This window comes from Agrobacterium tumefaciens (genome assembly GCF_031801495.1).
In the GTDB taxonomy this organism is placed as follows: Bacteria; Pseudomonadota; Alphaproteobacteria; order Rhizobiales; family Rhizobiaceae; genus Agrobacterium; species Agrobacterium tumefaciens_K.
Map to the genome: position 1 here is coordinate 689,667 of NZ_JAOEGC010000002.1, position 24,273 is coordinate 713,939.

Consider the following 24,273-nt stretch of genomic DNA (forward strand, 5'->3'; position numbering starts at 1 on the left):
TTTGCGTTCTTTCAGAGGGGCGGCGCGGCAGATCAGGGTTTGGGGAAGGCGAGGTTTGTTTCCATCGCCCGGTTGCCGCTCTTGACCAGAATGGGCCAGCTTTGGCCCTGTACCTGATAGGTCTTGGGCAACCCCTTTATGTTCATGTAGAACGATAGCTTGCGTTTGTCGCGCACCAGGTTCTGCGGCTCGAAATAGGCAAAGCCCGAAGGCCCGGCCACGAAGATTTCCGTTTCTTTCGGCGCATTTTCAGGCAGCAGAAGCTGAACGCCAAGCATGCTCTTGTCGGGTGTGATGTGGAAGCCGGTGACATTGAAGTCGTCGGACGGCGCCTCGGGCAATGTCGTGCGGGCCTCATTCAACAACTGCCGTTCCTCCGTATCGGCATCGCCGGGACTGCCGCGGCCGATTTCGAAAGTCGCCTCGAAGGGAATGCAGATATTCTGGCACACGCCGATGAAGGCAGTCATCTTTATCTTTTCGCTCGTCGCATGGCCGACCGTCCTGAGTTCGAACGGAAGCCCGACGGCGCGATCATAGCCGATGTCGTTGAGATCGCCGTTCTTGATCATCTTGGGAACGGGATAAGACATGGACGCCAAGGTCACGCCGCTGGATGGGTCGAGGTTGATCTGTGGTGGAATGCCCGCTTCTCCCGGTTCCCGCCAATAGGTGATCCAGCCCTCGTTGGGTTCGATCTGCAGGACACCGCGTATGGTGCCTTCCTCGTCCCGGGCGAGGCTTGCTACGCGCATTCGCCCACCTTCGCTCGTCGCCCAGTCGGTAATCTCCGCCTTCGCGGCGTGGGCGCATCCGATGACGATAACGGTTGCGATACAAGAACGTGAAAACTGGATGAATGTCCTGATGCTCATTATTTCCGTCTAACCCAACATCGGCAGGTGGGCCAGTTACGATTTTGTGCCGTTCATCATTTTCGGTTGATTGATGGCGCGGGATGCCGCATCCTGTTGATTGTCGAAATGCGACGCCGCGCTCCGCCGATGTGCGGGCGGCGGCCTTCCGGAGGCGCCTGTGAGCTTTTCAACCCTGATGGAAAAACGCGAACGTGGCTTTCTCGACGGTCAGTTCCTGATCGCCATGCCGGGATTGGACGATGGAAACTTCGCCCGTTCGGTCGTTTACATCTGCGCCCATTCGGACGCGGGTGCCATGGGATTCATAATCAACCGACCGCAGCAGATCACGTTCACGGATATCCTGCTGCATCTGAAGCTGGTGGACAGCAATGACGCGATCATGCTGCCCAACCGCACCCGCGAATTCCCCATCCAGTCCGGTGGTCCGGTGGAAACCGGACGGGGTTTCGTGCTGCACTCGGATGACTACGGAAGCGAGTCCAGCATTCCGGTGAGCGATGAGATTTCGCTGACCGCGACCCTCGATATCGTGAGAGCCATTTCGGACGGACGCGGCCCGCGCAGGGCCACCATGCTGCTTGGTTATGCAGGCTGGGGGGCGGGGCAGCTTGAAAATGAAATCGCCAACAATGGCTGGCTGAACTGCCCGGCCTCGGATGAGCTGATCTTTGATCGCCTTCTCGACACCAAGTATGAACGGGCGCTTGCGTTGATGGGCGTCGACGCCCGCATGCTTTCGGCGGACGCCGGACACGCCTGAAACTCCCCACACCTTGCAATTTATCGCCGGAACCAAAGTCTGATCCCCGACGTTACTCTCCCGAAAACCGGACGAACCAGCCGGTTCAACAAAGGAGAAACACCATGGGTAGCACATCGGACAAGATCGCTGGCAAAGCCAATGAAGTTGCTGGCAAGGTGAAGAAGAACGTCGGCGAAGCCACCGGCAATAATGAACTGCGTGCCAAGGGTGCTGCCCAGGAAGCCAAGGGCAAGGTGCAGACGAGCGTCGGCAAGGCCAAGGACGCCGTCAAGGGCGCTGTCGACCGTATGTAAGGTCGGACCTCACCGTGAGCGTTCACGGGAAGAAATTCGAAGCGCATGTGTCTTTGGCACATGCGCTTCTGTCGTAATCGCACCCCCTTTTCTGGCAACGTCCTCCCGTTTCCGGTCAACATTGACAGGTTCCCTCATGAAGCTTTTCTCCTGCGCCTCCTGCGGACAGCCAGTGCATTTCGATAACCGTTTCTGCGTGGCCTGTGGCCATCGGCTGGCCTTTGTGCCGGAGCGCCTTGCCATGGAGGCGTTGGCGCCCGTTGGGGAGCCGAACTGGCAACTCGTGGCTCAGCCCGAAAAGCAGGTGCGTTTTTGCGCCAACGAGGTGAACGACATCTGCAACTGGGCGGTGCCTGCGGAAAGTGACAGTCCCTTTTGTCCGGCATGTAGCCATAACCGGCTCGTGCCGGATATTTCCACAGAAGAGGGGATCGGACAGTGGCGACGCATCAGCCAGGCACAGCGCCATCTGTTCTATTCGCTGCTGCGGCTAAACCTTCCGCATCCGAACCGTGATGTTGATCCGGCAGGCGGCCTCGTTTTCGATTTTCTGGTGGATGAAGTGGCACCCGATGGTTCCATCATTCCGGCAATGACGGGACATGACGAGGGACTGATCGCCATCCGTGCGGCGGAAGCCGATGATGTGACGCGCGAGCAGGTAAAGGCCAACATGAACGAGCCGTACCGAACGCTGCTCGGCCATTTCCGCCACGAGGTCGGACATTTCATCTGGAACAAGCTGGTGCGCGACAAGAATCTTTTCGCACCTTTCCGTGCCGTCTTCGGAGACGAGCAGGAGGACTACGGGGGTGCGCTGAAGCGAAATTACGAGCAAGGGCCGCGCCCGGACTGGCAGGAAAGCTTCATCAGTTCCTATGCCTCCGTGCATCCGTGGGAGGACTTTGCGGAATGTTTCGCTCATTATCTGCACATCGTCGACACGCTGGAAACCGCGCGAGCCTTCGGTGTTGCAATCGATCCTGACGGGCACGAGGAGATGGCGGCGGAGGTGACGTTCGATCCGTATTACGCCCGCAGCGCCGAACAACTCGTCAAGGCGTGGATACCGCTCAGCGTCGCCATCAATTCCATCCAGCGCAGCATGGGGGAGGCGGACCTTTATCCCTTCGTGCTGAACCCGCCGGTGGTGTCCAAGCTCGAGTTCATTCACGCACTGCTACATGGTCAAGTCGCATCCCAGAACTGGGCGCAACAGGAAATTCTGCAAGGCGTGATGGTTCAGTAAGCGATGACACACACTCGGCGTCATCCTCAGGTCAGGCCCGAGGATGGCGTCGCATAGGGTGAGGACCGCAATGGTACTTCGTCAATCTACGAGGCCCGCTTGGTCTGCTGGAACTGTTCGCGCAGCAGTTTCAGCGCCGTTTCTGCCGAACCCGGCGTTCCGAACAGGAAGCTCTGCCCGTAGTGGCAGTTCATGCGGGCAAGTTCCGCCGCATCTTCCGGCGTTTCGATGCCTTCCGCCACGACCTGCATGTCGAGCGCGCGCGCCATGGCGATCACCGAGCGCAGAAGCACGTTGCGCTTGTCGCTGGTATTGGCAACCAGAGCCTTGTCCAGCTTGATCGTGTCGAACGGGAAGCGGGTGAGATAGGCAAGTGACGAATAGCCCGTGCCGAAATCGTCCATGGCAAGGCTCAAACCGGTTTCCTTGAGCTTGGAAAGCACCAGACGCGCCTGCTCAGGATTTTCCATGACAACGGATTCCGTCAGCTCGAGCTTCAGCTGCTGCGGGTTGCATCGCGTGCGGGTGAGCATGCTGCGCACGTCGTTGTAGAGCTCGTTGTTCAGCAACTGAGCACTGGAGATATTGACCGAAATGAAGATCGGCATCTTGTCGATGGCGTGCTGCCAGTCCATCAGGTCGGTTGCCGCACGCTCCAGAGCGAACATGCCGAGCGGCTCGATGAGGCCGGACGCCTCCGCCACGGGAATGAACTCGCTCGGCGGAATATTGCCGCGTTTGGGGTGCTCCCAGCGCATCAGCGCTTCGAAACCGGCCAGCCCGCCGTCATCCAGCTTGATGATCGGCTGATAGGCAAGCGACAGTTCCTTGCGCTCGATAGCGCGGCGCAGATCGCTTTCCATCTGCAGACGATCCGTGCCGGAGGTGCGGAAGGCCGGGCGGAACGGTTCGACGCGGTTGCCACCAGCCCGCTTGGCCCGGTACATGGCCAGTTCCGCATCGCTGAGCAAACCGGCTGCACTTTCCTGCTGATCGATCCATGACACGAGGCCGATGGAGGCCGTCAGGATGATTTCGCGGTTGGCGAAGTTGATCGGCACCATGATCGCCTTGTTCACCGCATCGGCGAAGTCGGCGACACGCTGCGGGTCGCGCTCAGAGGTGAGGATCAGGCCGAATTCGTCGCCACCAAGACGGGCAAGCGTGTCCTGCGGTTTCAACAGACGGCGCAGGCGCCGTGTCAACGCGATCAGGATATTGTCGCCCGCCGCGATACCGAGCGTGTCGTTCACCAGTTTGTAGCGGTCGATATCGATCGCCATCACCGTCGGGCGCACACTGTCGCCATCGGTTGACAGGTTGAGGATCGATTGCAGGCGGTCGAGGAAGACCTGGCGGTTCGGAAGTCCGGTCAGGTTGTCGTTCATCGCGTCCTGCAGCAGCCGCTCGACAGAGTTCTTCTGCTCGGTGATGTCGGTGATGGTGCCGACGCAGCGGATGATCTCGCCGTTCGAACCGAGAACCGGACGGGCGCGGATCTGCAGCCAGTGAAAATGGCCGTCCTCGGCGCGGATGCGGAACTCGTGGTTCAGGCGGCCTTTACGGTGATCCAGCAGCACGTCGAGCGTCGCCTTGAAGCGGTCACGGTCGTCAGGGTGCAGGCGTGGCAACCAGTTGCGGGCCGCACCGTGCATCGTGCCCGGCTCAAGGCCGAGACGGTTGGAAATGTCGGGTGTGGTGACGATACGGTCGCGGGTCACGTCCCAGTCCCATACGGTATCGCCGGAGCCGGTGAGCGCCAGCGACTGCCGCTCGAGATCGGAGAACAGCCCCTGTTGGTAGGCGCTGCCGGCAAAGGCGTGCTGGATGACTGTGAAACCTATCAGCAGCACGATCAGAACCAGGCCGCCACCGAGTGCAGGCTGCACGATGTCGTTGTCCAGCTGGCCCGTCACCGTCAGCCAGCCTCCGAACAGCCAGACGATGATCAGCGCCCACGAAGGCACCAGCAAAATCGCCCGGTCATAGCGGTTGAAGCCGAGATAGATGATGAGTGCGATGCCCGCCGTCGCCGTCAGCGCAAAGGAAACGCGCGCGATACCTGATGCGATGGAGGGATCGTAGATTGCCACGCCGAACAGCAAGGCAAGACCGACCACCCAGGCAAAGGTCGCATAACCCAGATGTGCATGCCATCGGTTGAGATTGAGATATGTGAACAGGAAGACGACGAAGCTGGAGGCGAGCGCCACTTCCGCGCCCGCCCGCCATATTCGCTGGTCGCTCGATGTCACGGTGATGAGCTTCTCGAGGAAGCCGAAGTCGACACAGATATAGGCCAGAACAGCCCAGGCAAGCGCTGCCGATGCCGGGAGAACCGAGGTTCCCTTCACGACGAACAGGATCGTCAGAAGCACGGCCAGAAGACCGGCAATACCCAGCACGATGCCGCGATAGAGCGTAAAGGCGTTGATGGTGTCCTTGTAGGCTTCCGGCTCCCACAGATAGATCTGCGGCAGCTGCGGTGTCGAAAGTTCGGCAACGAAGGTGATGACCGAGCCGGGGTTCAGCGTGATGCGGAACACGTCGGCATCCGGGCTTGGCTGCCGGTCGAGCGCGAACCCTTCAGATGGCGTGATGGCCATGATGCGCTGCGAACCGAGGTCCGGCCAGAATAGCTTCGAATTCACCAGACGGAAATGCGGTGCGACGATGACGCGCTCCAGCTGTTCTTCGGAAACATTGGCAAGCGCGAAAACGGCCCAGTCGCCCTGGTGATCCTGCGAGCTGGCGCGCACCTCGATGCGGCGGCGAATTCCATCCGGCCCGGGTGCCGTGGACACCTGAAAGGCTTCACCCTGATTGGCGTAGATATCGGTCGTGGCGGTCAGGTCCAGCGCCGTGTCATCACGGGAAATCTTGACAGGTTCGAAAGCATGCGATGCGGAAGCGAAAAAAAATAGCAGCAAAAAGACAGTCGCGGCCAGAAACAGCGCCGCCATACGTGGAATAAAGCGTGGCGCAAAGTGATCGTTGGTCATGTATCGTACTTCGTTCCGCCGGAGCTTTGCTTGTCGGCAAGAAGGGAAAACATCATATGATCCCGCCATTCGCCGTTGATTTTCAGATATTCCCGCAGGAGACCTTCCCGCTGGAACCCGGCATTTTCAAGAAGCCGGATGCTTTTGAAGTTTTCCGGAATACAGGCTGCCTCGATGCGGTGCAACTGAAGTCCGTTGAAGATGTAGGGTATTACCAATTTTAATGCGGCAGACATATGGCCTCGGGCGGCATGACGCTCACCGATCCAGTATCCGACCATGCAGCTTTGCGCCGCGCCGCGGCGGATGTAGCCGACGGTCAGTCCGCCGAGCAGCGTCGTTTCTTTTTCGAACAGCAGAAACGAAACCGCGGTGCCGGAAGAGAATTCCTGCCCGTTGCGCACGACGCGCATGCGAAACGAGCTTTCCGTTAGCTCATCGGTACGCCAGGCGGGCTCCCACGGCTGCAGGAACTGTCGGCTTTCGGATCGCAACGTGTGCCATTGCTTGAAATCGCCGTAACGCGGCAGTCTCAGAAGGTGGTTGGCGCTGCGCAGCTCTGGTGTGTCGTGGTGTCGGGAGAGAAAACGCAGCATTCAAGTCCCTGTGCGGAACGCCTCCGCTCTCAGCCGTTTGCGATGATCTTTGTTGGCTGCTGCGCCGAAAGCGCCGCAGTGATGTCCGAGAGCGGTGCCAGATGCTCGAGCGGGCCGATGGCGGACAATGTCGGAACTCTATCGAAAAACAGCCGTCCTGCAAGATCGGTGAGGCGCTCGGTTGTGATGTCGCCGAGGCGCTGCATCATTTCCTCGTTGGGGATTGGTCTGCCATAGAGCATCATCTGGCGGGCGATCTGGCCAGCGCGGGCTGCGGGGCTTTCCTGTCCCATCAGCAACTGCGCACGGATCTGAGCACGGGCGCGGTCGATTTCCTGCTGGTGGATGTTCTCGGACGATTTTTTCAGCTCGTCAACGATGACCGGCACGAGTTCGGGAAGATCCGTGCTGCCGGTTGCCGCATGCACGCCGAAAATGCCGGTGTCGGAGAAACCCCAATGGAAGGCATAGACGGAATAGCAGAGGCCTCGATGCTCACGCACTTCCTGGAACAGGCGGGACGACATACCGCCGCCGAGAATGTTGGCAAGGATCTGGGAGCAGTAGAAATCGCGGGCGTGGTAGGCCTTGCCCTCGAAGCCGAGCAGAACCTGCGCGTCCATGAGGTCACGCGTTTCGCGGATTTCCCCGCCGGTATAGATAGCCTTTTCGAAGACAGGCGGTGCGGAAGGGGTGATCGGCAACGAGGCGAACCGCGATTCCACCTGCCTGACGAAGCTGTCGTGATCGACGGCGCCAGCAGCGACAACGAAGATGCGGTCCGTCGTGTAATTGCGGGACAGATAGTCGCGGATCTGGCCGGTCGTGAAGGATTGCACCGTGTCCGGTGTGCCGAGGATCGGACGCCCGATCGTCTGATCGCGATAGGCGACGCCTGAAAAGTTGTCGAAGATCACGTCATCGGGCGTATCGGTCGCAGCGCCGATCTCCTGCAGAATGACGTTCTTTTCGCGCTCAAGCTCGTCTTCATCGAACAGCGATTCCGTGAGGATATCTGCAAGAATGTCGACAGCGAGCGGGACATGATCCTTGAGAACGCGGGCGTAATAGGAGGTTGTTTCGGTCGAGGTCGCCGCGTTTACCTCTCCGCCGACATTCTCGATCTCTTCGGCGATCTGCCGCGCGGTACGCCGCGATGTGCCCTTGAAGGCCATGTGTTCGAGAAGGTGGGCAATGCCGTGTTCGGCAGTCGTTTCGTTGCGGGAACCTGACTTGACCCACACCCCGAGAGCGACGCTTTCGAGATGTGGCATTCTTTCTGTCACAACGGTCAACCCGGACGAAAGCCGGGTCAAATTTACTTTCATATCAGCGTCTTTCCGCGTCTCTATTGGCTGGCGCGCGCATGTTTGCCGATAAATGTTTCCACGGCTTTAAGCTCTGCGTCCAGAACGTCGAAACGCTCCTCCCGGTTCATAAGATCGGAGAGCCATACTGGAAGCGCCGGATCGATTGCGCAAGCGGATTTTACGGCGGCCGGGAATTTAGCCGGGTGGGCGGTCGACAGAACCACCATCGGGCTGGATGCCTTCTCATGCTTTGCAGCAACGAAAACGCCGGTCGCCGTATGCGGATCGATCAGGTATCCGGTCTTTTCCAGCGTCTCGCGGATCGTTGCGGCAACCTGTTTTTCGGTGGCGCGGCCTGCCCGGAAATCGCGCTTGATGAACTTCATGGCCTTTTCCGGGATTTCGAATGCGCCGGATTGCTTCAGGCCGTCCATGGATGCTTTCACCGCTGCGCTGTCGCGGCCATAGGCTTCAAACAGAAGGCGCTCGAAATTGGACGAAATCTGGATGTCCATGGAAGGTGAGGTTGTGGCCTTCACGCCGCGCATCTCGTAGCGGCCGGTTTTCAGCGTGCGTGCCAGAATGTCGTTGTCATTGGTGGCGACCACCAGCTTGTCGATCGGCAGGCCCATCTTCTTGGCGACGTAACCGGCGAAGATGTCGCCGAAATTGCCGGTTGGAACGGTGAAGGAGATCTCGCGATCCGGGCCGCCGAGTGCCAGCGATGCCGTGAAGTAATAAACCACCTGCGCCATGATGCGCGCCCAGTTGATGGAGTTGACGCCCGACAGCTTCACGCCGTCGCGGAACTTCGCGTCGTTGAACATTTCTTTGACGAGGTTCTGGCAATCGTCGAAGTTGCCGTTGATCGCCAGAGCATGCACGTTCGAAGCGGACGAGGTGGTCATCTGGCGCTGCTGCACCGGAGAAACCTTGCCGTTCGGGAAGAGGATGAAGATGTCGGTGCGCTCCCGGCCCGCAAAGGCGTCGATGGCCGCGCCGCCGGTATCGCCTGACGTCGCGCCGACAATGGTTGCGCGCTCGCCGCGCTCGGTCAGCGTGTAGTCCATCAGGCGGGCCAGAAGCTGCATGGCGACGTCCTTGAACGCCAGCGTCGTGCCATGGAAAAGTTCAAGAATGAAGCTGTTCGGACCGGTCTGCACGAGCGGAACGACGGCCGGATGGCGGAAGGTCGCGTAGGCATCGTCGATCATCGAACGGAACGTATCGGCCGGAATTTCGCCGCCGGTGAAGCGGTAGAGAACCTCGAAGGCGACTTCCTGATAGGTCTTGCCGCGCAGGTTGCGAATTTCCTTCTTGGACATGGACGGCCATTCGCGCGGAACATAAAGCCCGCCATCGCGCGCCAGACCCGCCAGAAGCGCGTCGCAAAAACCAAGCGAGGGGGCCGTACCCCTGGTCGATACATATTTCACGAGATGTTCCCTTGTCCTTGACCTGCATTTCGTCCGCAGCATTCCACCTGAAAACGACGATTGGCGTGGTAATGAAGGGCTTTGAGGAAAATTCAAGCAAAACCGAACATCAGCCAATCGATTTTTTCCGGCGTCGCTGCTATAGACCATCGCCATCCGGCGTGAAAGGCCAATAAACAGCGTCTCCGGTTCGGTTCCGGGGCAAGGGAGAGGAATTAGCAGAGTGTCAGGGAATTTCTTGCGTTTGTCCGCCGCGATGTCGCTTCTGGTTGTCGTTGCAGGCTGCAACTCGTCCAACCCGTCGGAGTCTCTGGCGGTCAATCCACCGGCGAATGCGGCCAATCCGGTCACGCCGGTCGTGCAGGCCAATTGCCCGACGGTGACGATCCTCGATACCGACGCCGTTCACCGCGTTTACGCGGGTGGCGCGAAGGATGATCCCACCAAGCTCGCCTATCAGGTGTCGTTGTCGGATACGACCCGTTCGTGCACCGCAAATGAAGCGACGCTGACGGTGAACGTGCTGGCGCAGGGCCGTCTGGTTCCCGGTCCGATGGCCAAACCGGGCCGTATCACCGTGCCGATCCGCGTGACGGTGAAGGATGGCGACGGCGAGATTTACGGCGAGACGACCAATTTCGCTATTGATGTGCCAGCCGGTTCCGCAGGCACGCAGTTCATCTTCAACAACGACCATGTTGCCATTGCAAACGCAGCAGGCGGCGCGCCGAGAACGGCCAATGTCTACATCGGCTTTGCCGATCAGGCCGCCAAGGGCGCAAAGGCCAAGACATCGCGCCGCTAAGGCTTGCAGAATGCATCAAAAGAAAAGCCGGGGCGCTCTGCCCCGGCTTTTTTGTTGATTGGGACGGGTGTCCGGCTACTCAGAAAGCGCCTTCCCATTCCGCCATGGCGGCGATGACGGCGGGCAGATCCTGCATGCGGGAAATCACGGTTTCCGCGCCCGCGTCGGTCAGCTTGTCGGCATGGCTCGGATAGGTGTGCGATGCGCCGGTGAAGCCGATGACGCGCATGCCCGCAGCCCGGGCGCCATGGATACCGTGAACGGAATCCTCGACGACGACGACGCGATCCGGTGACACGCCGAACTGCGCTGCGCCATGCAGGAAGATGTCCGGTTTCGGCTTCACGCGATCCGGCCCCAGATCCTTGGCGGAATAGATATGCGGCGCGAAATAGGGCTTCAGGCCGACTTTCGTGAGCATCATGTCGAGACGATGGCTGGACGAGTTGGAGCAGATGCAGCGTGGCGTCGTCAGCCGCGAAAGAGCGAACTTCACGCCTTCGATAATTTTCACGTCTCGTTCCAGCCGCGCGTCGAGCAGCTTTTCCGACTTGTCGAGCAGAGAAGCTGAAAGCGGAATGCTAGCCTCGTTCTCCACCTGCAGAAGAATGTTCTTCCACGTCATTCCGGCGAAGCGCTCACCCATCTCCTCGACGGAGATCGGGTAACCCGCCTCCGTCAGCAGGCGGGATTCTACCTGGGCCGCGATGATTTCGGAATCGACCAGAACGCCGTCGCAGTCGAAAATAATGAGGTCGAAGCCGCTCATGGGCGCTCCCTGTATCGTGCCTGTTGTGGAAGAAAAGCGATGCCGGGGCTTTTAGACCATGTCAGCCTCAAGCTCAACCGTTGCACCTGCAACGGTTGCCCGCGTTCATGGCATGGCTCCGCTCGGTTCCTGGCCGCGTAAAAACCGCTACACAGATTTGCGTGACTTGCGGTATGGGATGACATGCCCAAGACAGTCAGAGCCAGACCTGAAGACACGATTGCCGCACGCATAAGCCGCGCTCTCGCCGACCGTATCGTTCGCGGCGAGCTGGCGCCCGGCGAGCGGCTGCGTCAGGATCATGTCGCTGCCGAATTCGGCGCGTCGCATGTGCCGGTGCGTGAGGCGTTTCGCAGGCTGGAAGCGCAGGGGCTTGCCGTCAGCATTCCGCGTCGCGGCGTGCGCGTTGCGGATTTCGGTCTTGCTGACGTACGTGAGGTAGCCGAGATGCGCGCCGCACTCGAGGTGCTGGCGCTTCGCCATGCGATCCCCAACATGACGCCTGTCATCCTCGACGCAGCGGAGGCGGCGACTGTCGAGGGCGACCACGCGCTTAACGTCCAGCATTGGGAGGAGGCGAACAGGCGCTTCCATCGCCTTATCACGGCGCCCTGTAAGATGCCGCGCCTGATGGAGGCGATCGACGGCCTTCATGCCGCAAGTGCCCGTTTCCTGTTTTCCGCCTGGAGGGCAGGGTGGGAGCGGCGCACCGATACGGATCATCGCGCTATCATCGACGCCCTGCGTGGCGGTCGCGCGGAAGAGGCGGTCCGAATCCTTGATGGCCATGTGCAATGGATCGGCCGCACCGCGATCCGCACGTCATCCGGTTCCGTCCATGACGCCTTTGCAATTGTCGGATAAATTATAGATAATTTTACAGCGCCATAATTACCTGATTAATATCGATAATAATGGATTTCGTCCACAGGGATGATTTCCACGTGGCGTTTCCTGCACTTTCTTCTGTTGCGTTTCTGCGGAAATTTGAACTACCAATATGCCGCTCGCAGAAATTATCTATAATTTTTAAAAGGAGAGATAGATGGCAGCCGAGATGCGCAATTCCACGATTGCATTTTTTGACATTCCCGCACGATCCTATGTTCAGCAGGCGATCTTTATCGTCGCCGGAACGCTCGTTCTGGCGCTTGCATCGCAGATTTCCGTGCCGATGGTGCCGGTGCCGATCACTATGCAGACATTTGCGGTGACGATGATTGGCGCTCTGTACGGCTGGCGTCTCGGCACGCTGACGGTCCTTGCATGGCTGGCCGAAGCCATGGTCGGCCTACCGGTTCTTTCCGGGTTGAAATCCGGCATCGCACCCTTCATCGGCCCGACGGCGGGTTACCTCGTCGCATTCCCGATCATGGCGTTACTCGTCGGTTTCGTCACCGAGAAGGGTGTGACGGGCGAGCGTCCCGTTGCTGGCTTCCTGCTTCATCTCGTTGCGAACCTCCTGTGCCTTGCACTCGGATGGATCTGGCTGGCTGGCATGATCGGCGCTGAAAAGGCGTGGATTGCGGGCGTCGCTCCCTTTATCCTCGGCGCAGCATTGAAATCCGCGCTGGCTGCCTCCGTTCTGAAGGCCGTGTCCCTGCGTCGGAAGACGGCTGCGTGACGATACGCCTTCGTGCCCATCACCTTCTCTGCATGCTGACCTATGTGGGGAAGGGATATACGCCGGGCTTCACGATCAATTATGATCGGATCGCCCGGCGTATGAACGATGGTGAGGAAATCGAACTCGTTGAAGGTCCGGACGACATCTGTCGCGGCCTTCTATGCGAGAAGGATGCACATTGCTTTAATGCAAGCGTGCTGCGGAGAGACGAGGCCGCCCGGCTTTCGGTCTCCGCCTTGATGAACGAGACGTTCAGCGCGGGAAAGCGCTTTCACGTCTCGCCGGCCTTCCTGCTGGAACTGCGGGCCGCCTTCGCCGCAGGCAGGATAAGGCAGGCCTGCCGTGGCTGCCAGTGGCACAAGCTCTGTGATCGGGTTGCAGAATCGGGCTTTCACGGCGTCCGCATAGGCGATCAGGCCGTCGCTGCCGAGATTACTCCGTGATGCTGATCTCGGTACGCTCGGCAGCCTTGACCGTTGCCCTGGTTTCCTTCGGCTCACGGTTCGTCTTCTTGTCGTAACTGACCCTGATCGAATAATCGCCCGGATGCAGCGTTTCCTGGTGCTTCGTTGCATAGCGCCCGGAAATCTCCTCCGAGGTACCTTGAAGGTCTTTCGTGATTGCGAGGATGTCGATCCGCTCTGCTCCGGGGGCGTTGACGGCAAGAACACCGGCGTCGAGGTTTACTGTCAGCTCGGTGCGCTTCCCGGCCGTGACGGTGAAGGGCTGCTGCACGGTTACGTTGCCAAGACGGGCACTCATCACGAAGTCGCCGGCCGGCATCTCCATCACTTTGCCAATGCCGTACGTGCCATTGATCGACTGGCGGGTGCCATCCAGCGTTTCCTTGGCCGAAAGCGCTTCGAAGCGGATATCGTCTGTCTCCACCGCTTTTCCGTCTTTCGCATAGGTTGCTTTTGCAATCACGACGCCGCTGGGAATGATGAGGTCGTGGCGCAGGGTTTCGCCAGCCTTCACGTCGAGTGTTTCCTCGGCGCGGGCAGGGCCGATGCTGCCGGAAAGCGTGATCTTGCCCGAAGGCACGAAAGTTCTGGTTTCGCCGTAGACGCTTTCAGTGAAAGATCCCTGTGTGATTTCGGTTCTAGCCTGCGCCTCGACTTCGCCGCCCGCGCTGCGCCGGGGAATGACAGTCAGCTCGGCGGCATTGAAGCTGGCCGTTGGCCGCGCTGTTGCGCCATCCTTCACCTCGAAGGGGATTTCCCGGACGATGTTGCCGAGCGCTGCGACGCCCACATATCTGCCGGCGGGCAGCTTCGCCTCGAATGTCGCATCGTAGGAGCCTCCCGCGTTGACATCGGACCGTTGTCCGGTGGCATCGGCCTTGTAGAAATCCCAGCGAACCGCAGCGCTGTCGCCGAGCGACGGCCCGCCATCGAAAAGCACGGCGTCGGTCACGACGTTAAAAGCAGCCTTGGGTGCCTGCGACCAGGCGGGCGTGGCAATGGCCGTCATCAGGAGGCCGGACGAAATCGCGCCTGCCGCAAAAACTGCTGTCTGTTTCATGATGTGCATTTTGAAGTTCACCCCCGCGATTTGCGATCGGCACGTGACATCTCGTACCCCGCGCAATGACCCGTTGTGCACAACGTTTATGAACGGCTGCGGGTTCCATCCTTCGCCCGCCAGAGGGCAGGCATATGGAATCTCATGCGTTTATTTCGAAATTTCCGTGACTTGTTCAGTCTTTGATAACCATCTTCGGTAACCATAAGCGTCAGTAGAGAGTAAGCGTATGGAGCGAGTACCAATGGCAGCAGTTTTTCCGTTGTCCGATTTTCGGCGCGCCGGTTTTGATCGTGTAGGTGAAAGCGACGCCTGGAAAGACAGCATCATCAAGGGTGATTGTGTTGCTGCCTTGGATGCTCTTCCGAGCCAGTCGGTGGATGCGATTTTCGCCGATCCGCCCTACAATCTCCAGCTTGGTGGCACGCTTCACCGTCCGGATCAGTCGCTGGTCGATGCAGTGGACGACGAGTGGGACCAGTTTGCGTCCTTCGAAGCATATGATGCTTTCACCCGCGCATGGCTTCTGGCCTGCCGCCGCGTTCTGAAGCCCAATGGCACGATCTGGGTTATCGGCTCCTATCATAACATCTTCCGCGTCGGCGCGATGCTGCAGGATCTCAATTTCTGGATCCTCAACGATATCGTCTGGCGCAAGACCAATCCCATGCCGAACTTCAAGGGCCGCCGTTTTCAGAACGCCCATGAAACAATGATCTGGGCGAGCCGTGATTCGAAGGCGAAGAGCTACACCTTCAACTATGAAGCGCTGAAAGCCTCGAACGACGACGTACAGATGCGCTCCGACTGGCTGTTCCCGATCTGCAGCGGCCACGAGCGGCTGAAAGGCGATGACGGCAAGAAGGTCCATCCGACACAGAAGCCGGAAGCCCTGCTGGCCCGCATCATCATGGCGTCCACAAAGCCCGGTGATGTGGTTCTCGATCCCTTTTTCGGTTCTGGCACGACGGGTGCGGTTGCCAAGCGCCTCGGCCGTCATTTTGTCGGCATCGAGCGTGAGCAGCAGTATATCGATGCGGCGTCCGCGCGTATCGCCGCCGTCGAGCCGCTCGGCAAGGCTGAACTCACCGTCATGACCGGCAAAAAGGCCGAGCCGCGCGTCGCGTTCAGCACGCTGCTGGAAAGCGGCCTTGTCCGACCCGGACAGGTTCTGACGGATGCGAAGCGCCGTTATAGCGCCATCATTCGTGCCGATGGTACGATTGCGTCCGGCGGTGCCGCCGGTTCCATTCACCGCCTTGGCGCGAAAGTGCAGGGGCTCGACGCGTGCAATGGCTGGACGTTCTGGCATTTCGAGGATGGCGACCAGCTGAAACCCATCGACGATCTGCGAGCAGTCATCCGCAGCGAACTGGCAAAGGCTGAATAGTCACGAGGCCGAAAGGCTCAAGGCGAACGATCCACCGCCCGCCATTGCCAGTCATATGTCCCTGTCCGGTTTTAGTACCTTCAGTCCCGGATGGGGAACGACCAACGCCCGGCGCGTCATCGTGCCGGGCGTTGTTGTTTCTGCACTCATGTGGTGCATCTATCAGGAAATCGGAATCGATTTTCAGAAGTAAAGGTACGTGGTTTCAGAAGGTTGGAGCATTTTTCCACAGCGTTCAGAAGAATGCGCAACACTCCAAGGTTACAATTTATTGACGATCATCAAATCCATTGCAAGGTTCACGCAAGTGTGAACATCTAGGTTCACCTCATCGGAATGATGAACGCGGCGGAACAAGCCGTAACGCATCCCCGAAGCATGATTTGAGAATCCCGGCCGGTTTCGGTCAGGCTGACGCAGGCAGGGGACCGCCATTCCCGCCTGCGTCAGAATATTTCAGATCGTCACGCCGTAGTGCGCAAGATCCTTCTTCAATGTTTCAGCATCCGTGAAGCGCACCGCCTGCCAGCCCGCAGCCTTTGCGCCATCCACATTGACTGCCGTATCGTCGATGAACAGGCTGGCAGCGGGGTCGAGGCCGAAATCTCTGGCATGCAGCTCGTAGATCGCCACATCCGGCTTGATAAGGCCAACGTCGCCCGAAACCGTCACGCCGCGCGTCTTGGTCAGGAACGGAAACATCTTCTGGGCTTCGCGGAAGGTGTCGGATGCGAAGTTGGTCAGCATCGTCACGTCGCGACCCTGATCGATAAGGCCGAGCATGATCGCGACCGAATCGTCATAAGAGTGCGAAACCATCTCGTGCCAGTATGTGCGGAAGGCGCGGATGTGTTCTTCCCGCTCGGGAAACTTCTCCACCAGCAGCGCTTCGGCATCTTCCCAGCGGCGACCGCGATCCTGCTCCAGATTCCAGTCGTGTGTGCAGATATTGTCGAAAAACCACTTGCGCTCATCGGCATCGGGGATGAGGCGGCTGTAAGGAATATGCGGATCGTAGTGGATCAGAACCTTGCCGATGTCGAAGACGATATGCTGGATATTGGTCATTAAACGTTCCTGCTGCTTTTAAACGCGCATTGGGCGGTCCGAAAACCGCCTTACACCTCTCGGCCCGAGGCCTGGAAGGCCATCGGAATAGCCTGAGTTATTGCCTTTTTCATTACAGTCGGCAGCGCCTGTGCATCAAGATTTGTGACCGGCTCCCACCAGCCGTCATTACGGCTGGTTTGCAGCCCGTCCGGAACCTGCGCACGGAAAACGGAAAGTCGTAACTCGAAATGCGTGAAGACATGCACGATGCTTCCCGCCGCCTGCCAGTCTGCGGCAAAGGGCGCTTGGCTCGCATCCGTACCGCCATCGATCCGCGCCGTCCAGCCGGTCGTCGGCACTTCGGTCATACCGCCCAGAAGACCGCTCTCCTCGCGTCGCCGCAGAAGAATTTCCCCCTTCGCGTTTACCGCGATGAAGGCGGCGCCCAGCCGGATCGGCTTTGCCTTCTTCGCCGCCTTCACCGGGAAACGTTCCGGATCGTCGGTCGCCAGCGCCAGACAGTCAATGTTGAAAGGACAGAGTGCGCAGGCTGGCCGTTTTGGCGTACAGATCGTGGCGCCCAGATCCATCATCGCCTGAGCGAAATCACCCGGCCTGTCAGCGGGTGTAATCTCCGCCACTCTTGCCTTCATCGCCGGTTTCGAACCGGGAAGAGGGGCGTCGATGGCATGGAGGCGCGAAATGACGCGCTCGACATTGCCATCCATCACCGCCGCCTGCCGGTTGAAGGCGATGGCTGCCACCGCTGCCGCCGTATAGTCGCCGATTCCCGGCAGCTTGCGAAGGCCGTCTTCCGTGTCGGGAAAGATGCCGCCGTGCTCGTTCGCCACGGCTTCCGCGCATTTCTTGAGATTGCGGGCGCGTGCGTAATAACCCAGCCCCGCCCATGCGGCCATCACCTCTTCGGAAGGGGCCGCCGCCAGATCGCCAACGGTTGGCCACAGGCTGAGAAACTTGGCGAAATAAGGCTTTACCGCCTGCACGGTCGTTTGCTGCAGCATGACCTCGGAAAGCCAGACATGATACGGATCGGCACGATTTCCCTTCGCGGCCATGGCAGGCGAGGTACGCCAGGGAAGCTCGCGATGGTGCCGGTCGTACCATCGAAGCAACGTGGCCGCATCGGACGACGGAACGGTTTTTTGAAGCATGGTTTGCCGTTTCACTTGGATTTGGCCTATACTTGGTTCATTCACCGAGGCCGATCAAGACGATCGGGCGCGGTGCGTCCTCAAAACCCGAGTAAAGAATGCGATATCCCCGGAAAGGCGTCATACAGATCGCCGAAATTGCCAACGGCATCATGGACCCTGTCCTGTCGAAGCGGGCGGGAATCAACACCGCGTTGCTCGGCTCGTGGGACGAGATCGCCGGTGACGACTTTGCCGATTGCACCCGGCCTGAAAAAATTACCTGGCCACGCCGAGACGAGGGGCCGGATCGCGGCGGTTATCAGTCGGGCGTGCTGACGATTGCCTGCGAAGGCGCGCGCGCCCTGTTTCTGACCCATGCGCAGGGTGAACTGATTGCCCGCATCAACGGCTTTTTCGGTTTCCCGGCCATCCGCCAGATCAGGATCGTGCAAAAGCCCGTTTCCCAGACCATGACCCGCAGGAGAAAACCGCAGTCCTTGCGCGGCGATGCGGCAAAACGCCTGGAAGACATGATGGACGGTATCGAGAGCGAGGCGCTGCGCAAGGCGGTGACAAGACTTGGAACCGCGGTTCTCCAGCGCAAGCCTGTCCGGAAGGGGGCATTTTGAAGCAGCGCGCCCTCCGTCCTTGACTGGTCACAATTCTTTGACAAGAAGAGTGTCAAAGGCTGCTTGTGATGAACATGTGGCCGCTATATCGGATTGGCAAGACAATAGAGTCTATTACAACAGGGTGCTTTCATGCATTTTTCCGAATTGACCGTTTCCCGTCGCAGCCTTCTCGGCGGCGTTGCTTTCGCAGCCGGTGCGACCGCGCTTCCGTTTCTTTCCATTCCCGGCGTTGCAGGCGCCCAGGAACTGCCGGAATCGACCGGTGACGTGGACATGGCGGAAGTCATGAAGCCCGGTGCGCTTCCGGAAGAGGCGCTGGGTGATGCGAATGCGCCCGTCAAGATCGTCGAATACATGTCGATGACCTGCCCGCACTGCGCGCACTTCCACAACACGACCTTCGACGAGATCAAGAAGAAGTACATCGACACCGGCAAGGTCTACTTTGTCATCCGCGAATTCCCGTTCGATCCGCGTGCGGCCGCCGCCTTCATGCTGGCGCGCTGCGCACCGCAGGGCCAGTATTTCCCGTTCGTTTCCATGCTGTTCAAGCAGCAGCAGACCTGGGCTGTCGCGCAGGATGCGCGCGCGGCGCTGCTGCAAATGTCGAAAATGGCCGGTTTTTCACAGGAGTCCTTCGAGGCCTGCTTGACGAACCAGAAGCTTCTGGATGATGTGAACGCAACGATGCAACGCGGTGCGACGGAATTCGGCGTCAACTCCACGCCGACGTTCATCATCAACGGCAAGAAGTATGCGGGAGACATGTCGGTTGAAACCATGTCGGCTGTCATCGACAAGCTCATCTGATCCGCTTTTTTTGATGAAAGCGGGCGGCGGATATTTCCGTGCGCCCGTTTTTTATTGCTCTCATATGAGTGAAAGCGGGCTGGCATGAAGTTCAACAAGCTTCGCCTCCTTGGCTTCAAATCCTTCGTGGAGCCGTCCGAATTCATCATCGAGCCAGGCCTGACCGGTGTTGTCGGCCCGAATGGCTGCGGCAAGTCCAACCTTGTCGAAGCGCTTCGCTGGGTGATGGGCGAAAACTCTTACAAGAACATGCGGGCATCCGGCATGGATGACGTCATCTTTTCCGGTTCCGGCAACCGCCCGGCCAGAAACACCGCCGAAGTCGGTCTTTATCTCGACAATTCGGACCGCACCGCGCCCGCTGCCTTCAACGATAGCGACGAGATACAGGTCACGCGCCGCATCGAACGCGAAAACGGCTCCGTCTATCGCATCAATGGCAAGGAAGCCCGTGCCAAGGACGTGCAGCTTCTGTTTGCCGATGCCTCCACCGGCGCTCGCTCGCCTTCCATGGTGGGGCAGGGGCGCATCGGTGAACTCATCAATGCCAAGCCGCAGGCTCGCCGGCAGTTGCTGGAAGAGGCAGCCGGCATTTCCGGCCTTCATTCGCGCCGGCATGAGGCGGAACTTCGTCTTCGTGCTGCTGAAACAAATCTGGAGCGCCTGGAAGACGTCACCGCCCAGCTTGAAAGCCAGATCGAAAGCCTGAAGCGGCAGGCGCGTCAGGCCAACCGCTTCAAGATGCTGTCCGCCGATATCCGCGCGCGCGAAGCGACGCTGCTGCATATCCGCTGGGTCGAGGCGAAGCAGGCTGAGGGTGAATCTGAAAGCGCGCTCAATCAGGCAACCGTCATCGTCGCCGAAAAGGCGCAGGCGCAGATGGAAGCCGCAAAACAGCAGGGCATCGCCAGCCTGAAACTGCCGGAACTGCGTGAAAACGAAGCCAGGATCGCCGCCACCCTCCAGCGTTTGCAGATTGCTCGCACACAACTGGATGATGAGGCGAACCGCCTGCTGCGCCGTCGCGATGAGCTGGCGCGGCGGCTGGCACAGCTTGGCGAGGATATCGTCCGTGAAGAGCGGCTGGTTTCCGACAACGCGCTGATCCTGTCCCGGCTGGACGAGGAAGAGGCGGAACTTCTGGAAATCCTGTCCGATTCCGGGCGTTACGCCGAGGAGACGAAGGAAGCCTTCGAAGCTGCTGCCGCAAAACTTGCCGAAAGCGAAACCGTGTTCGCGGCATTGACCGCCGAACGCGCCGAGGCTGCGGCCTCGCGCCAGCAGCTCGAGCGCGCCATCCGTGATCTTACCGACCGCAAGATGCGGCTGGAGCGGCAGTCGCAGGAGGCGTCCGCCGAAATCGACGCCATCGATGAAAAGCTCTCTGGTCTTCCCGATCCGGCCGAGCGCCGCGAAACGGTCGAGGCTGCGGAGATCGCCGTCGAGGACGCCGCGATCGTGGCGGAGGAAGCTGAAACGGCGGTCGCCGAGGCGCGTTCCACCGAGGCGCTGGCCCGTGGGCCGCTGGAGGCGGCGAGAGGCCGCCTGAACGGTCTTGAAACGGAAGCCCGTACCATTGCCAAAATTCTGGCGACGGGCGCCTCGACGGGCGGCTTCACGCCGGTTGCCGAAGAACTGACGGTGGAGCGCGGCTTCGAGGCGGCGCTTGGCGCGGCCCTTGGCGACGATCTGGAAAGTTCGCTCGATAAGGCTGCTGCGGCCTACTGGATGGTGAACGGCGACGGGTCGGGCGATCCAGCCCTGCCGTCCGGCGTCAGACCACTTCTCGATTATGCCCGTGCACCACAGGCGCTGGCCCGTGCTCTGGCACAGATCGGCGTCGTTGCGGATATGTCCGAAGCATTGCGGCTGATGCCGTCGCTCAAGGCGGGCCAGCGGCTCGTCACCCGCGATGGCGCGCTGGTGCGATGGGACGGCCATGTGGCCGGTGCCGATGCGCCGGGTGCCGCAGCCCTTCGCCTCTCGCAGAAGAACCGTCTTGTGGAAATTGAAACGGAGCTGGAAGAAGCCCGCGATATTCTGTCGGAAGCCGAAGAGCAGCTTTCGTCCGCAACCGAGGAAATCCGCCTGTCCGAACTGCGGCTGTCGGAGGCGCGTGACCGCAGTCGCCTGGTTGCCCGCCAGCTCGCCGAGGCCCGGGATGCGCTGTCTGCGGCGGAGCGCGCTTCCGGCGACCTGCTGCGTCGCCGCGATGTGGTGTCGGAAGCCGTCAACCAGATTGCCGCGCAGATTGAAGAGATCGCGGTTCAGGAAGAAAACGCCCGTATCGAGATGGAAGATGCGCCGGATCTGTCGTCTCTCGATCTTCGCCTGCGGGAGAGCCAGCTTGAAGTCGCGACCGACCGTAGTCTCGTTGCGGAGGCGCGTGCCCGTCACGAAGGACTGAACCGGGAGGCGGAAAGCCGTCAGCGCCGCATGCAGGCGATTGTGCAGGAGCGTTCCACGTGGGCTGCGAGGGCCGCAAGCGCTGCCGATCATATCGCCACGCTGCGCGAGCGCGAGGAAGAGGCGCGTGAGGAAATCGCCGAGCTGGATATCGCGCCGGAAGAGTTCGATGAGAAGCGCCGCGCGCTTCTGAACGAGTTGCAGAAGGCGGAAGAGGGGCGTCGCGACGCTGCCGACCGGCTGGTCGAGGCAGAAAACCTCCAACGCGATGCGGACAGGATTGCCGCGACCGCCCTCTCCGAACTCGCCGAGGCCCGCGAAAAGCGTGGACGCGCCGAGGAACGGCTGGTTTCGGCAAGAGAAAAACGGCAGGAAACCGAACAGCGCATCCGCGAAGCCCTGAACACCGAACCCCACATGGCCTTGCGGCTGACCGGCCTTGCACCGGATGCGCCTGTTCCTGACGTGCGCGACGTGGAGCGCGACCTCGACCGCCTGAAAATCGAACGCGAACGGCTTGGTGCGGTCAACCTGCGCGCCGAGGAAGAGCAGGCGGAGCTTTCCGCCAAACTGGCGGCACTCATCAAGGAACGCGACGACATCATCGATGCGGTTCGCAAACTGCGCGCTGGTATCCAGAACCTCAACCGCGAGGGACGTGAACGCCTGATCGCCGCTTTCGATGTCGTCAACACGCAGTTCCAGCGGCTGTTCACCCATCTTTTCGGTGGCGGAACGGCGGAGTTGCAGCTGATCGAATCCGACGACCCGCTTGAAGCGGGTCTTGAAATTCTTGCCCGCCCGCCCGGCAAGAAACCGCAGACCATGACGCTGCTCTCTGGCGGGGAACAGGCGCTGACGGCCATGGCGCTGATCTTTGCCGTCTTTCTCACCAACCCCGCGCCGATCTGCGTGCTTGACGAGGTAGACGCGCCGCTCGACGACCACAACGTCGAGCGCTACTGCAACCTGATGGACGAGATGGTGTCGTCGACGGAAACGCGCTTCGTCATCATCACCCACAACCCCATCACCATGGCGCGCATGAACCGCCTGTTCGGTGTCACGATGGCCGAGCAGGGTGTGTCGCAGCTCGTGTCCGTGGATCTGCAGACTGCAGAGCAGCTGCGGGAAGCGGTTTAATCGACGATTTCGAAAATTCTTACGTTGTTTGACGTAGGCGTATCACCCTTTCGGGTGAGGGACATAGGCAGTCATTCTGTTATTCTCTGCTCATGGCACGGGTTTACCAACCGACCGCCAATTGACCGATTGTCTGACCCCCCATCCGGGTTCCTGTACCGGATGGCAAGCCTTGCGAGGCCTGCGCTGTGGCCTCGCAAGGCTTTCTTTTTTAAAGCTGTTTCGGCCTTAAGCCACAATGACAAAAAGGGGGAGGCATGGCTTGCCAGCTTACGCCGGTATGAGCCGCAGGCGCGTTCCCCACGGATCGATTGCCTCGATGGCTCCGTCCTCCATTTCAACCAGCACGTACCCACCCTCGCGCAGCCGTTCCTTTTGCGCCAGAATGTCATCCGGATTGCGCACCGTCAGGGAAAACCAGTCTAGGCCCGTTTCCGCGACATTCCGTTCGCCCGCACCTTCGCTGCTCCATGTGTTGACGGCGAGATGATGATGGTAACGCCCGGATGACAGGAATGACGCGTCCTTGCGCTCGCCACGCGTGGACTGCAAACCCAGAGCCTGCTGATAAAATGCGCGTGCGGTATCGATTTTCCCCACCTTCAGATGAACATGCCCGATCCGCAGCGCCTCGGGTGCAATCTCGTAATCGTCCTTTCTGATGTTCGTCAGGGAAACCAGATCGTCGATATCGAGCTGCTCCGTGCCCATCTTCACGACGTCGCCAGTCCATATCCATTCGTCGCTGGGACGGTCGCTGTAGACCTCGATGCCGTTGCCTTCGGGATCGTTGAGATAGATGGCCTCGCTGACATTGTGATCGGCAAAGCCGGTCAGCGGAACCTGCGTGGCAGCCGCGTGGACCAGCCAGCGGGCCAGATCCTTGCGGGTCGGCATCAGGTAGGCGATGTGAAAAAGGCCCGCCGAGTTGGGACCTTCGAAATCCGCGGCGGGCTTGTGCACCAGATGCAGCAAGGGGAAGCCATTGGTGCCGAGCGTGACGCCGCGTGCGGTCTGCGCGATTTCTCGCAGGCCCAGAACGGACTGGTAATAGGCCTTCATGGCATCGATATCGCGCACCTTGAGTGCGGCTTCGCCGACATGAATGGGTGTTGTCAAGGCAAAGGGCGGATTGGTTGCCGCTGGAGCTGCAACTGCCCCGCCTTCGGCGCGTACAGCACCGGCAAGTGCCGATGCGGCGCAGGAAATCCCGGCGAGTTTCAGGGTGTGACGTCTGGTCAGCAGCATGGAAAATCTCTTTTTGAACTATTTTTTGTTAAGCTAACACTCCGCTTGTGCGCACTACACGAATGCGTCACCACGTCCGTAAATCCGCTTTGCGGCAATTCTTGAGATGATCTTGCCGCATTTATGCTGCACTGCGATGTAAACTTGGGGCCGCAACGTTTCCAATGCGCTGCCAATGCTGTACA

General features: G+C 59.8%; 21 protein-coding genes. 11 read left to right on the forward strand and 10 right to left on the reverse strand.

The window, feature by feature from the left end; translation table 11 throughout:
• Positions 1-32: 32 nt before the first annotated feature.
• Complete coding sequence (locus N7578_RS12760; protein ID WP_311110690.1) at positions 33-875, reverse strand: protein-disulfide reductase DsbD domain-containing protein; 843 nt, start codon at positions 873-875, stop codon at positions 33-35.
• A 160-nt stretch (positions 876-1,035) separates the two neighbouring features.
• Between N7578_RS12760 and N7578_RS12765 the strand changes: the two genes are divergently transcribed.
• From N7578_RS12765 to N7578_RS12775, 3 genes are all read left to right on the forward strand, one after another.
• Positions 1,036-1,641 (forward strand): YqgE/AlgH family protein, encoded by a 606-nt coding sequence (locus N7578_RS12765; protein WP_311110691.1) that lies wholly within the window; start codon positions 1,036-1,038, stop codon positions 1,639-1,641.
• A 104-nt stretch (positions 1,642-1,745) separates the two neighbouring features.
• Complete coding sequence (locus N7578_RS12770; protein WP_003521119.1) at positions 1,746-1,937, forward strand: CsbD family protein; 192 nt, start codon at positions 1,746-1,748, stop codon at positions 1,935-1,937.
• A gap of 136 nt (positions 1,938-2,073) precedes the next feature.
• The gene (locus tag N7578_RS12775; protein ID WP_311110692.1) at positions 2,074-3,186 is read left to right on the forward strand and encodes a putative zinc-binding metallopeptidase; all 1,113 of its coding nucleotides are present in this window, start codon (positions 2,074-2,076) and stop codon (positions 3,184-3,186) included.
• 86 nt (positions 3,187-3,272) lie between these two features.
• Here the strand turns inward: N7578_RS12775 and N7578_RS12780 are convergent, their stop codons facing one another.
• From N7578_RS12780 to thrC, 4 genes are read right to left on the reverse strand one after another with little or no spacing between them, the layout of a single operon-like run.
• Positions 3,273-6,188, reverse strand: coding sequence for an EAL domain-containing protein (locus N7578_RS12780; protein WP_311110693.1), 2,916 nt, complete (start codon positions 6,186-6,188; stop codon positions 3,273-3,275).
• The gene (locus N7578_RS12785) at positions 6,185-6,784 is read right to left on the reverse strand and encodes a GNAT family protein (protein WP_311110694.1); all 600 of its coding nucleotides are present in this window, start codon (positions 6,782-6,784) and stop codon (positions 6,185-6,187) included. Before N7578_RS12785 ends, N7578_RS12780 begins: the two co-directional genes overlap by 4 nt.
• 29 nt (positions 6,785-6,813) lie before the next feature.
• Positions 6,814-8,112 carry a pitrilysin family protein gene (locus N7578_RS12790; RefSeq protein WP_311110695.1) on the reverse strand — a complete coding sequence of 433 codons (1,299 nt, stop codon included), beginning with the start codon at positions 8,110-8,112 and terminating at the stop codon, positions 6,814-6,816.
• A 20-nt stretch (positions 8,113-8,132) separates the two neighbouring features.
• A complete protein-coding gene (gene thrC / locus N7578_RS12795) occupies positions 8,133-9,572 on the reverse strand; it encodes a threonine synthase (protein WP_311110696.1) in 1,440 nt (479 codons plus the stop codon).
• A 214-nt stretch (positions 9,573-9,786) separates the two neighbouring features.
• Between thrC and N7578_RS12800 the strand changes: the two genes are divergently transcribed.
• On the forward strand, positions 9,787-10,335 hold the full coding sequence (locus N7578_RS12800; RefSeq protein ID WP_311112494.1) for a PilZ domain-containing protein: 549 nt from the start codon (positions 9,787-9,789) through the stop codon (positions 10,333-10,335).
• A 79-nt stretch (positions 10,336-10,414) separates the two neighbouring features.
• Here the strand turns inward: N7578_RS12800 and N7578_RS12805 are convergent, their stop codons facing one another.
• On the reverse strand, positions 10,415-11,104 hold the full coding sequence (locus N7578_RS12805) for an HAD family hydrolase (RefSeq protein WP_311110697.1): 690 nt from the start codon (positions 11,102-11,104) through the stop codon (positions 10,415-10,417).
• A gap of 183 nt (positions 11,105-11,287) precedes the next feature.
• On the opposite strand from N7578_RS12805, the gene N7578_RS12810 reads away from it, so the two are divergent.
• The 3 genes from N7578_RS12810 to N7578_RS12820 all read left to right on the forward strand — a co-directional run bounded on the left by N7578_RS12810 (position 11,288) and on the right by N7578_RS12820 (position 13,174).
• Positions 11,288-11,968 (forward strand): GntR family transcriptional regulator, encoded by a 681-nt coding sequence (locus N7578_RS12810; RefSeq protein WP_311110698.1) that lies wholly within the window; start codon positions 11,288-11,290, stop codon positions 11,966-11,968.
• A gap of 181 nt (positions 11,969-12,149) precedes the next feature.
• The gene (locus tag N7578_RS12815) at positions 12,150-12,728 is read left to right on the forward strand and encodes a biotin transporter BioY (protein ID WP_311110699.1); all 579 of its coding nucleotides are present in this window, start codon (positions 12,150-12,152) and stop codon (positions 12,726-12,728) included.
• A 32-nt stretch (positions 12,729-12,760) separates the two neighbouring features.
• Positions 12,761-13,174 carry a DUF1284 domain-containing protein gene (locus N7578_RS12820; protein WP_311112495.1) on the forward strand — a complete coding sequence of 138 codons (414 nt, stop codon included), beginning with the start codon at positions 12,761-12,763 and terminating at the stop codon, positions 13,172-13,174.
• Here N7578_RS12820 and N7578_RS12825 read toward each other — a convergent pair.
• On the reverse strand, positions 13,164-14,204 hold the full coding sequence (locus tag N7578_RS12825; RefSeq protein WP_422646724.1) for a hypothetical protein: 1,041 nt from the start codon (positions 14,202-14,204) through the stop codon (positions 13,164-13,166). The genes N7578_RS12820 and N7578_RS12825 overlap by 11 nt on opposite strands.
• Positions 14,205-14,499: 295 nt before the next feature.
• On the opposite strand from N7578_RS12825, the gene N7578_RS12830 reads away from it, so the two are divergent.
• Entirely contained in the window at positions 14,500-15,645 is a 1,146-nt protein-coding gene (locus N7578_RS12830; protein ID WP_311110701.1) for a site-specific DNA-methyltransferase, read from the forward strand.
• A 456-nt stretch (positions 15,646-16,101) separates the two neighbouring features.
• Here the strand turns inward: N7578_RS12830 and N7578_RS12835 are convergent, their stop codons facing one another.
• Both N7578_RS12835 and mutY read right to left on the reverse strand, forming a co-directional pair.
• A complete protein-coding gene (locus N7578_RS12835) occupies positions 16,102-16,713 on the reverse strand; it encodes an HAD family phosphatase (RefSeq protein ID WP_311110702.1) in 612 nt (203 codons plus the stop codon).
• Positions 16,714-16,763: 50 nt separating this feature from the next.
• Entirely contained in the window at positions 16,764-17,867 is a 1,104-nt protein-coding gene (gene mutY, locus N7578_RS12840) for an A/G-specific adenine glycosylase (RefSeq protein ID WP_311110703.1), read from the reverse strand.
• A 98-nt stretch (positions 17,868-17,965) separates the two neighbouring features.
• On the opposite strand from mutY, the gene N7578_RS12845 reads away from it, so the two are divergent.
• From N7578_RS12845 to N7578_RS12855, 3 genes are all read left to right on the forward strand, one after another.
• Positions 17,966-18,478 (forward strand): DUF721 domain-containing protein, encoded by a 513-nt coding sequence (locus tag N7578_RS12845; RefSeq protein ID WP_311110704.1) that lies wholly within the window; start codon positions 17,966-17,968, stop codon positions 18,476-18,478.
• A 132-nt stretch (positions 18,479-18,610) separates the two neighbouring features.
• Entirely contained in the window at positions 18,611-19,291 is a 681-nt protein-coding gene (locus N7578_RS12850; RefSeq protein WP_311110705.1) for a DsbA family protein, read from the forward strand.
• 84 nt (positions 19,292-19,375) lie between these two features.
• Positions 19,376-22,840: a chromosome segregation SMC family protein gene (locus tag N7578_RS12855; protein WP_311110706.1), complete on the forward strand. Its 3,465-nt coding sequence runs from the start codon at positions 19,376-19,378 to the stop codon at positions 22,838-22,840.
• Positions 22,841-23,110: 270 nt separating this feature from the next.
• Here N7578_RS12855 and N7578_RS12860 read toward each other — a convergent pair whose 3' ends face one another.
• Positions 23,111-24,088: a VOC family protein gene (locus N7578_RS12860; protein WP_311110707.1), complete on the reverse strand. Its 978-nt coding sequence runs from the start codon at positions 24,086-24,088 to the stop codon at positions 23,111-23,113.
• Positions 24,089-24,273: the final 185 nt, after the last annotated feature.

Bases quoted from the DNA above. Each gene is read 5' to 3' on its own strand.
- N7578_RS12780 (WP_311110693.1), bottom strand. From the start codon at position 6,188: ATGACCAACGATCACTTTGCGCCACGCTTTATTCCACGTATGGCGGCG.
- mutY (WP_311110703.1), bottom strand. From the start codon at position 17,867: ATGCTTCAAAAAACCGTTCCGTCGTCCGATGCGGCCACGTTGCTTCGA.
- N7578_RS12805 (WP_311110697.1), bottom strand. From the start codon at position 11,104: ATGAGCGGCTTCGACCTCATTATTTTCGACTGCGACGGCGTTCTGGTC.
- N7578_RS12800 (WP_311112494.1), top strand. From the start codon at position 9,787: ATGTCGCTTCTGGTTGTCGTTGCAGGCTGCAACTCGTCCAACCCGTCG.
- N7578_RS12790 (WP_311110695.1), bottom strand. From the start codon at position 8,112: ATGAAAGTAAATTTGACCCGGCTTTCGTCCGGGTTGACCGTTGTGACA.
- N7578_RS12830 (WP_311110701.1), top strand. From the start codon at position 14,500: ATGGCAGCAGTTTTTCCGTTGTCCGATTTTCGGCGCGCCGGTTTTGAT.
- N7578_RS12775 (WP_311110692.1), top strand. From the start codon at position 2,074: ATGAAGCTTTTCTCCTGCGCCTCCTGCGGACAGCCAGTGCATTTCGAT.
- N7578_RS12815 (WP_311110699.1), top strand. From the start codon at position 12,150: ATGGCAGCCGAGATGCGCAATTCCACGATTGCATTTTTTGACATTCCC.
- N7578_RS12845 (WP_311110704.1), top strand. From the start codon at position 17,966: ATGCGATATCCCCGGAAAGGCGTCATACAGATCGCCGAAATTGCCAAC.
- N7578_RS12770 (WP_003521119.1), top strand. From the start codon at position 1,746: ATGGGTAGCACATCGGACAAGATCGCTGGCAAAGCCAATGAAGTTGCT.
- N7578_RS12850 (WP_311110705.1), top strand. From the start codon at position 18,611: ATGCATTTTTCCGAATTGACCGTTTCCCGTCGCAGCCTTCTCGGCGGC.
- N7578_RS12810 (WP_311110698.1), top strand. From the start codon at position 11,288: ATGCCCAAGACAGTCAGAGCCAGACCTGAAGACACGATTGCCGCACGC.
- N7578_RS12760 (WP_311110690.1), bottom strand. From the start codon at position 875: ATGAGCATCAGGACATTCATCCAGTTTTCACGTTCTTGTATCGCAACC.
- N7578_RS12860 (WP_311110707.1), bottom strand. From the start codon at position 24,088: ATGCTGCTGACCAGACGTCACACCCTGAAACTCGCCGGGATTTCCTGC.
- N7578_RS12835 (WP_311110702.1), bottom strand. From the start codon at position 16,713: ATGACCAATATCCAGCATATCGTCTTCGACATCGGCAAGGTTCTGATC.
- N7578_RS12785 (WP_311110694.1), bottom strand. From the start codon at position 6,784: ATGCTGCGTTTTCTCTCCCGACACCACGACACACCAGAGCTGCGCAGC.
- N7578_RS12855 (WP_311110706.1), top strand. From the start codon at position 19,376: ATGAAGTTCAACAAGCTTCGCCTCCTTGGCTTCAAATCCTTCGTGGAG.
- N7578_RS12820 (WP_311112495.1), top strand. From the start codon at position 12,761: ATGCTGACCTATGTGGGGAAGGGATATACGCCGGGCTTCACGATCAAT.
- N7578_RS12825 (WP_422646724.1), bottom strand. From the start codon at position 14,204: ATGACGGCCATTGCCACGCCCGCCTGGTCGCAGGCACCCAAGGCTGCT.
- thrC (WP_311110696.1), bottom strand. From the start codon at position 9,572: ATGCTGCGGACGAAATGCAGGTCAAGGACAAGGGAACATCTCGTGAAA.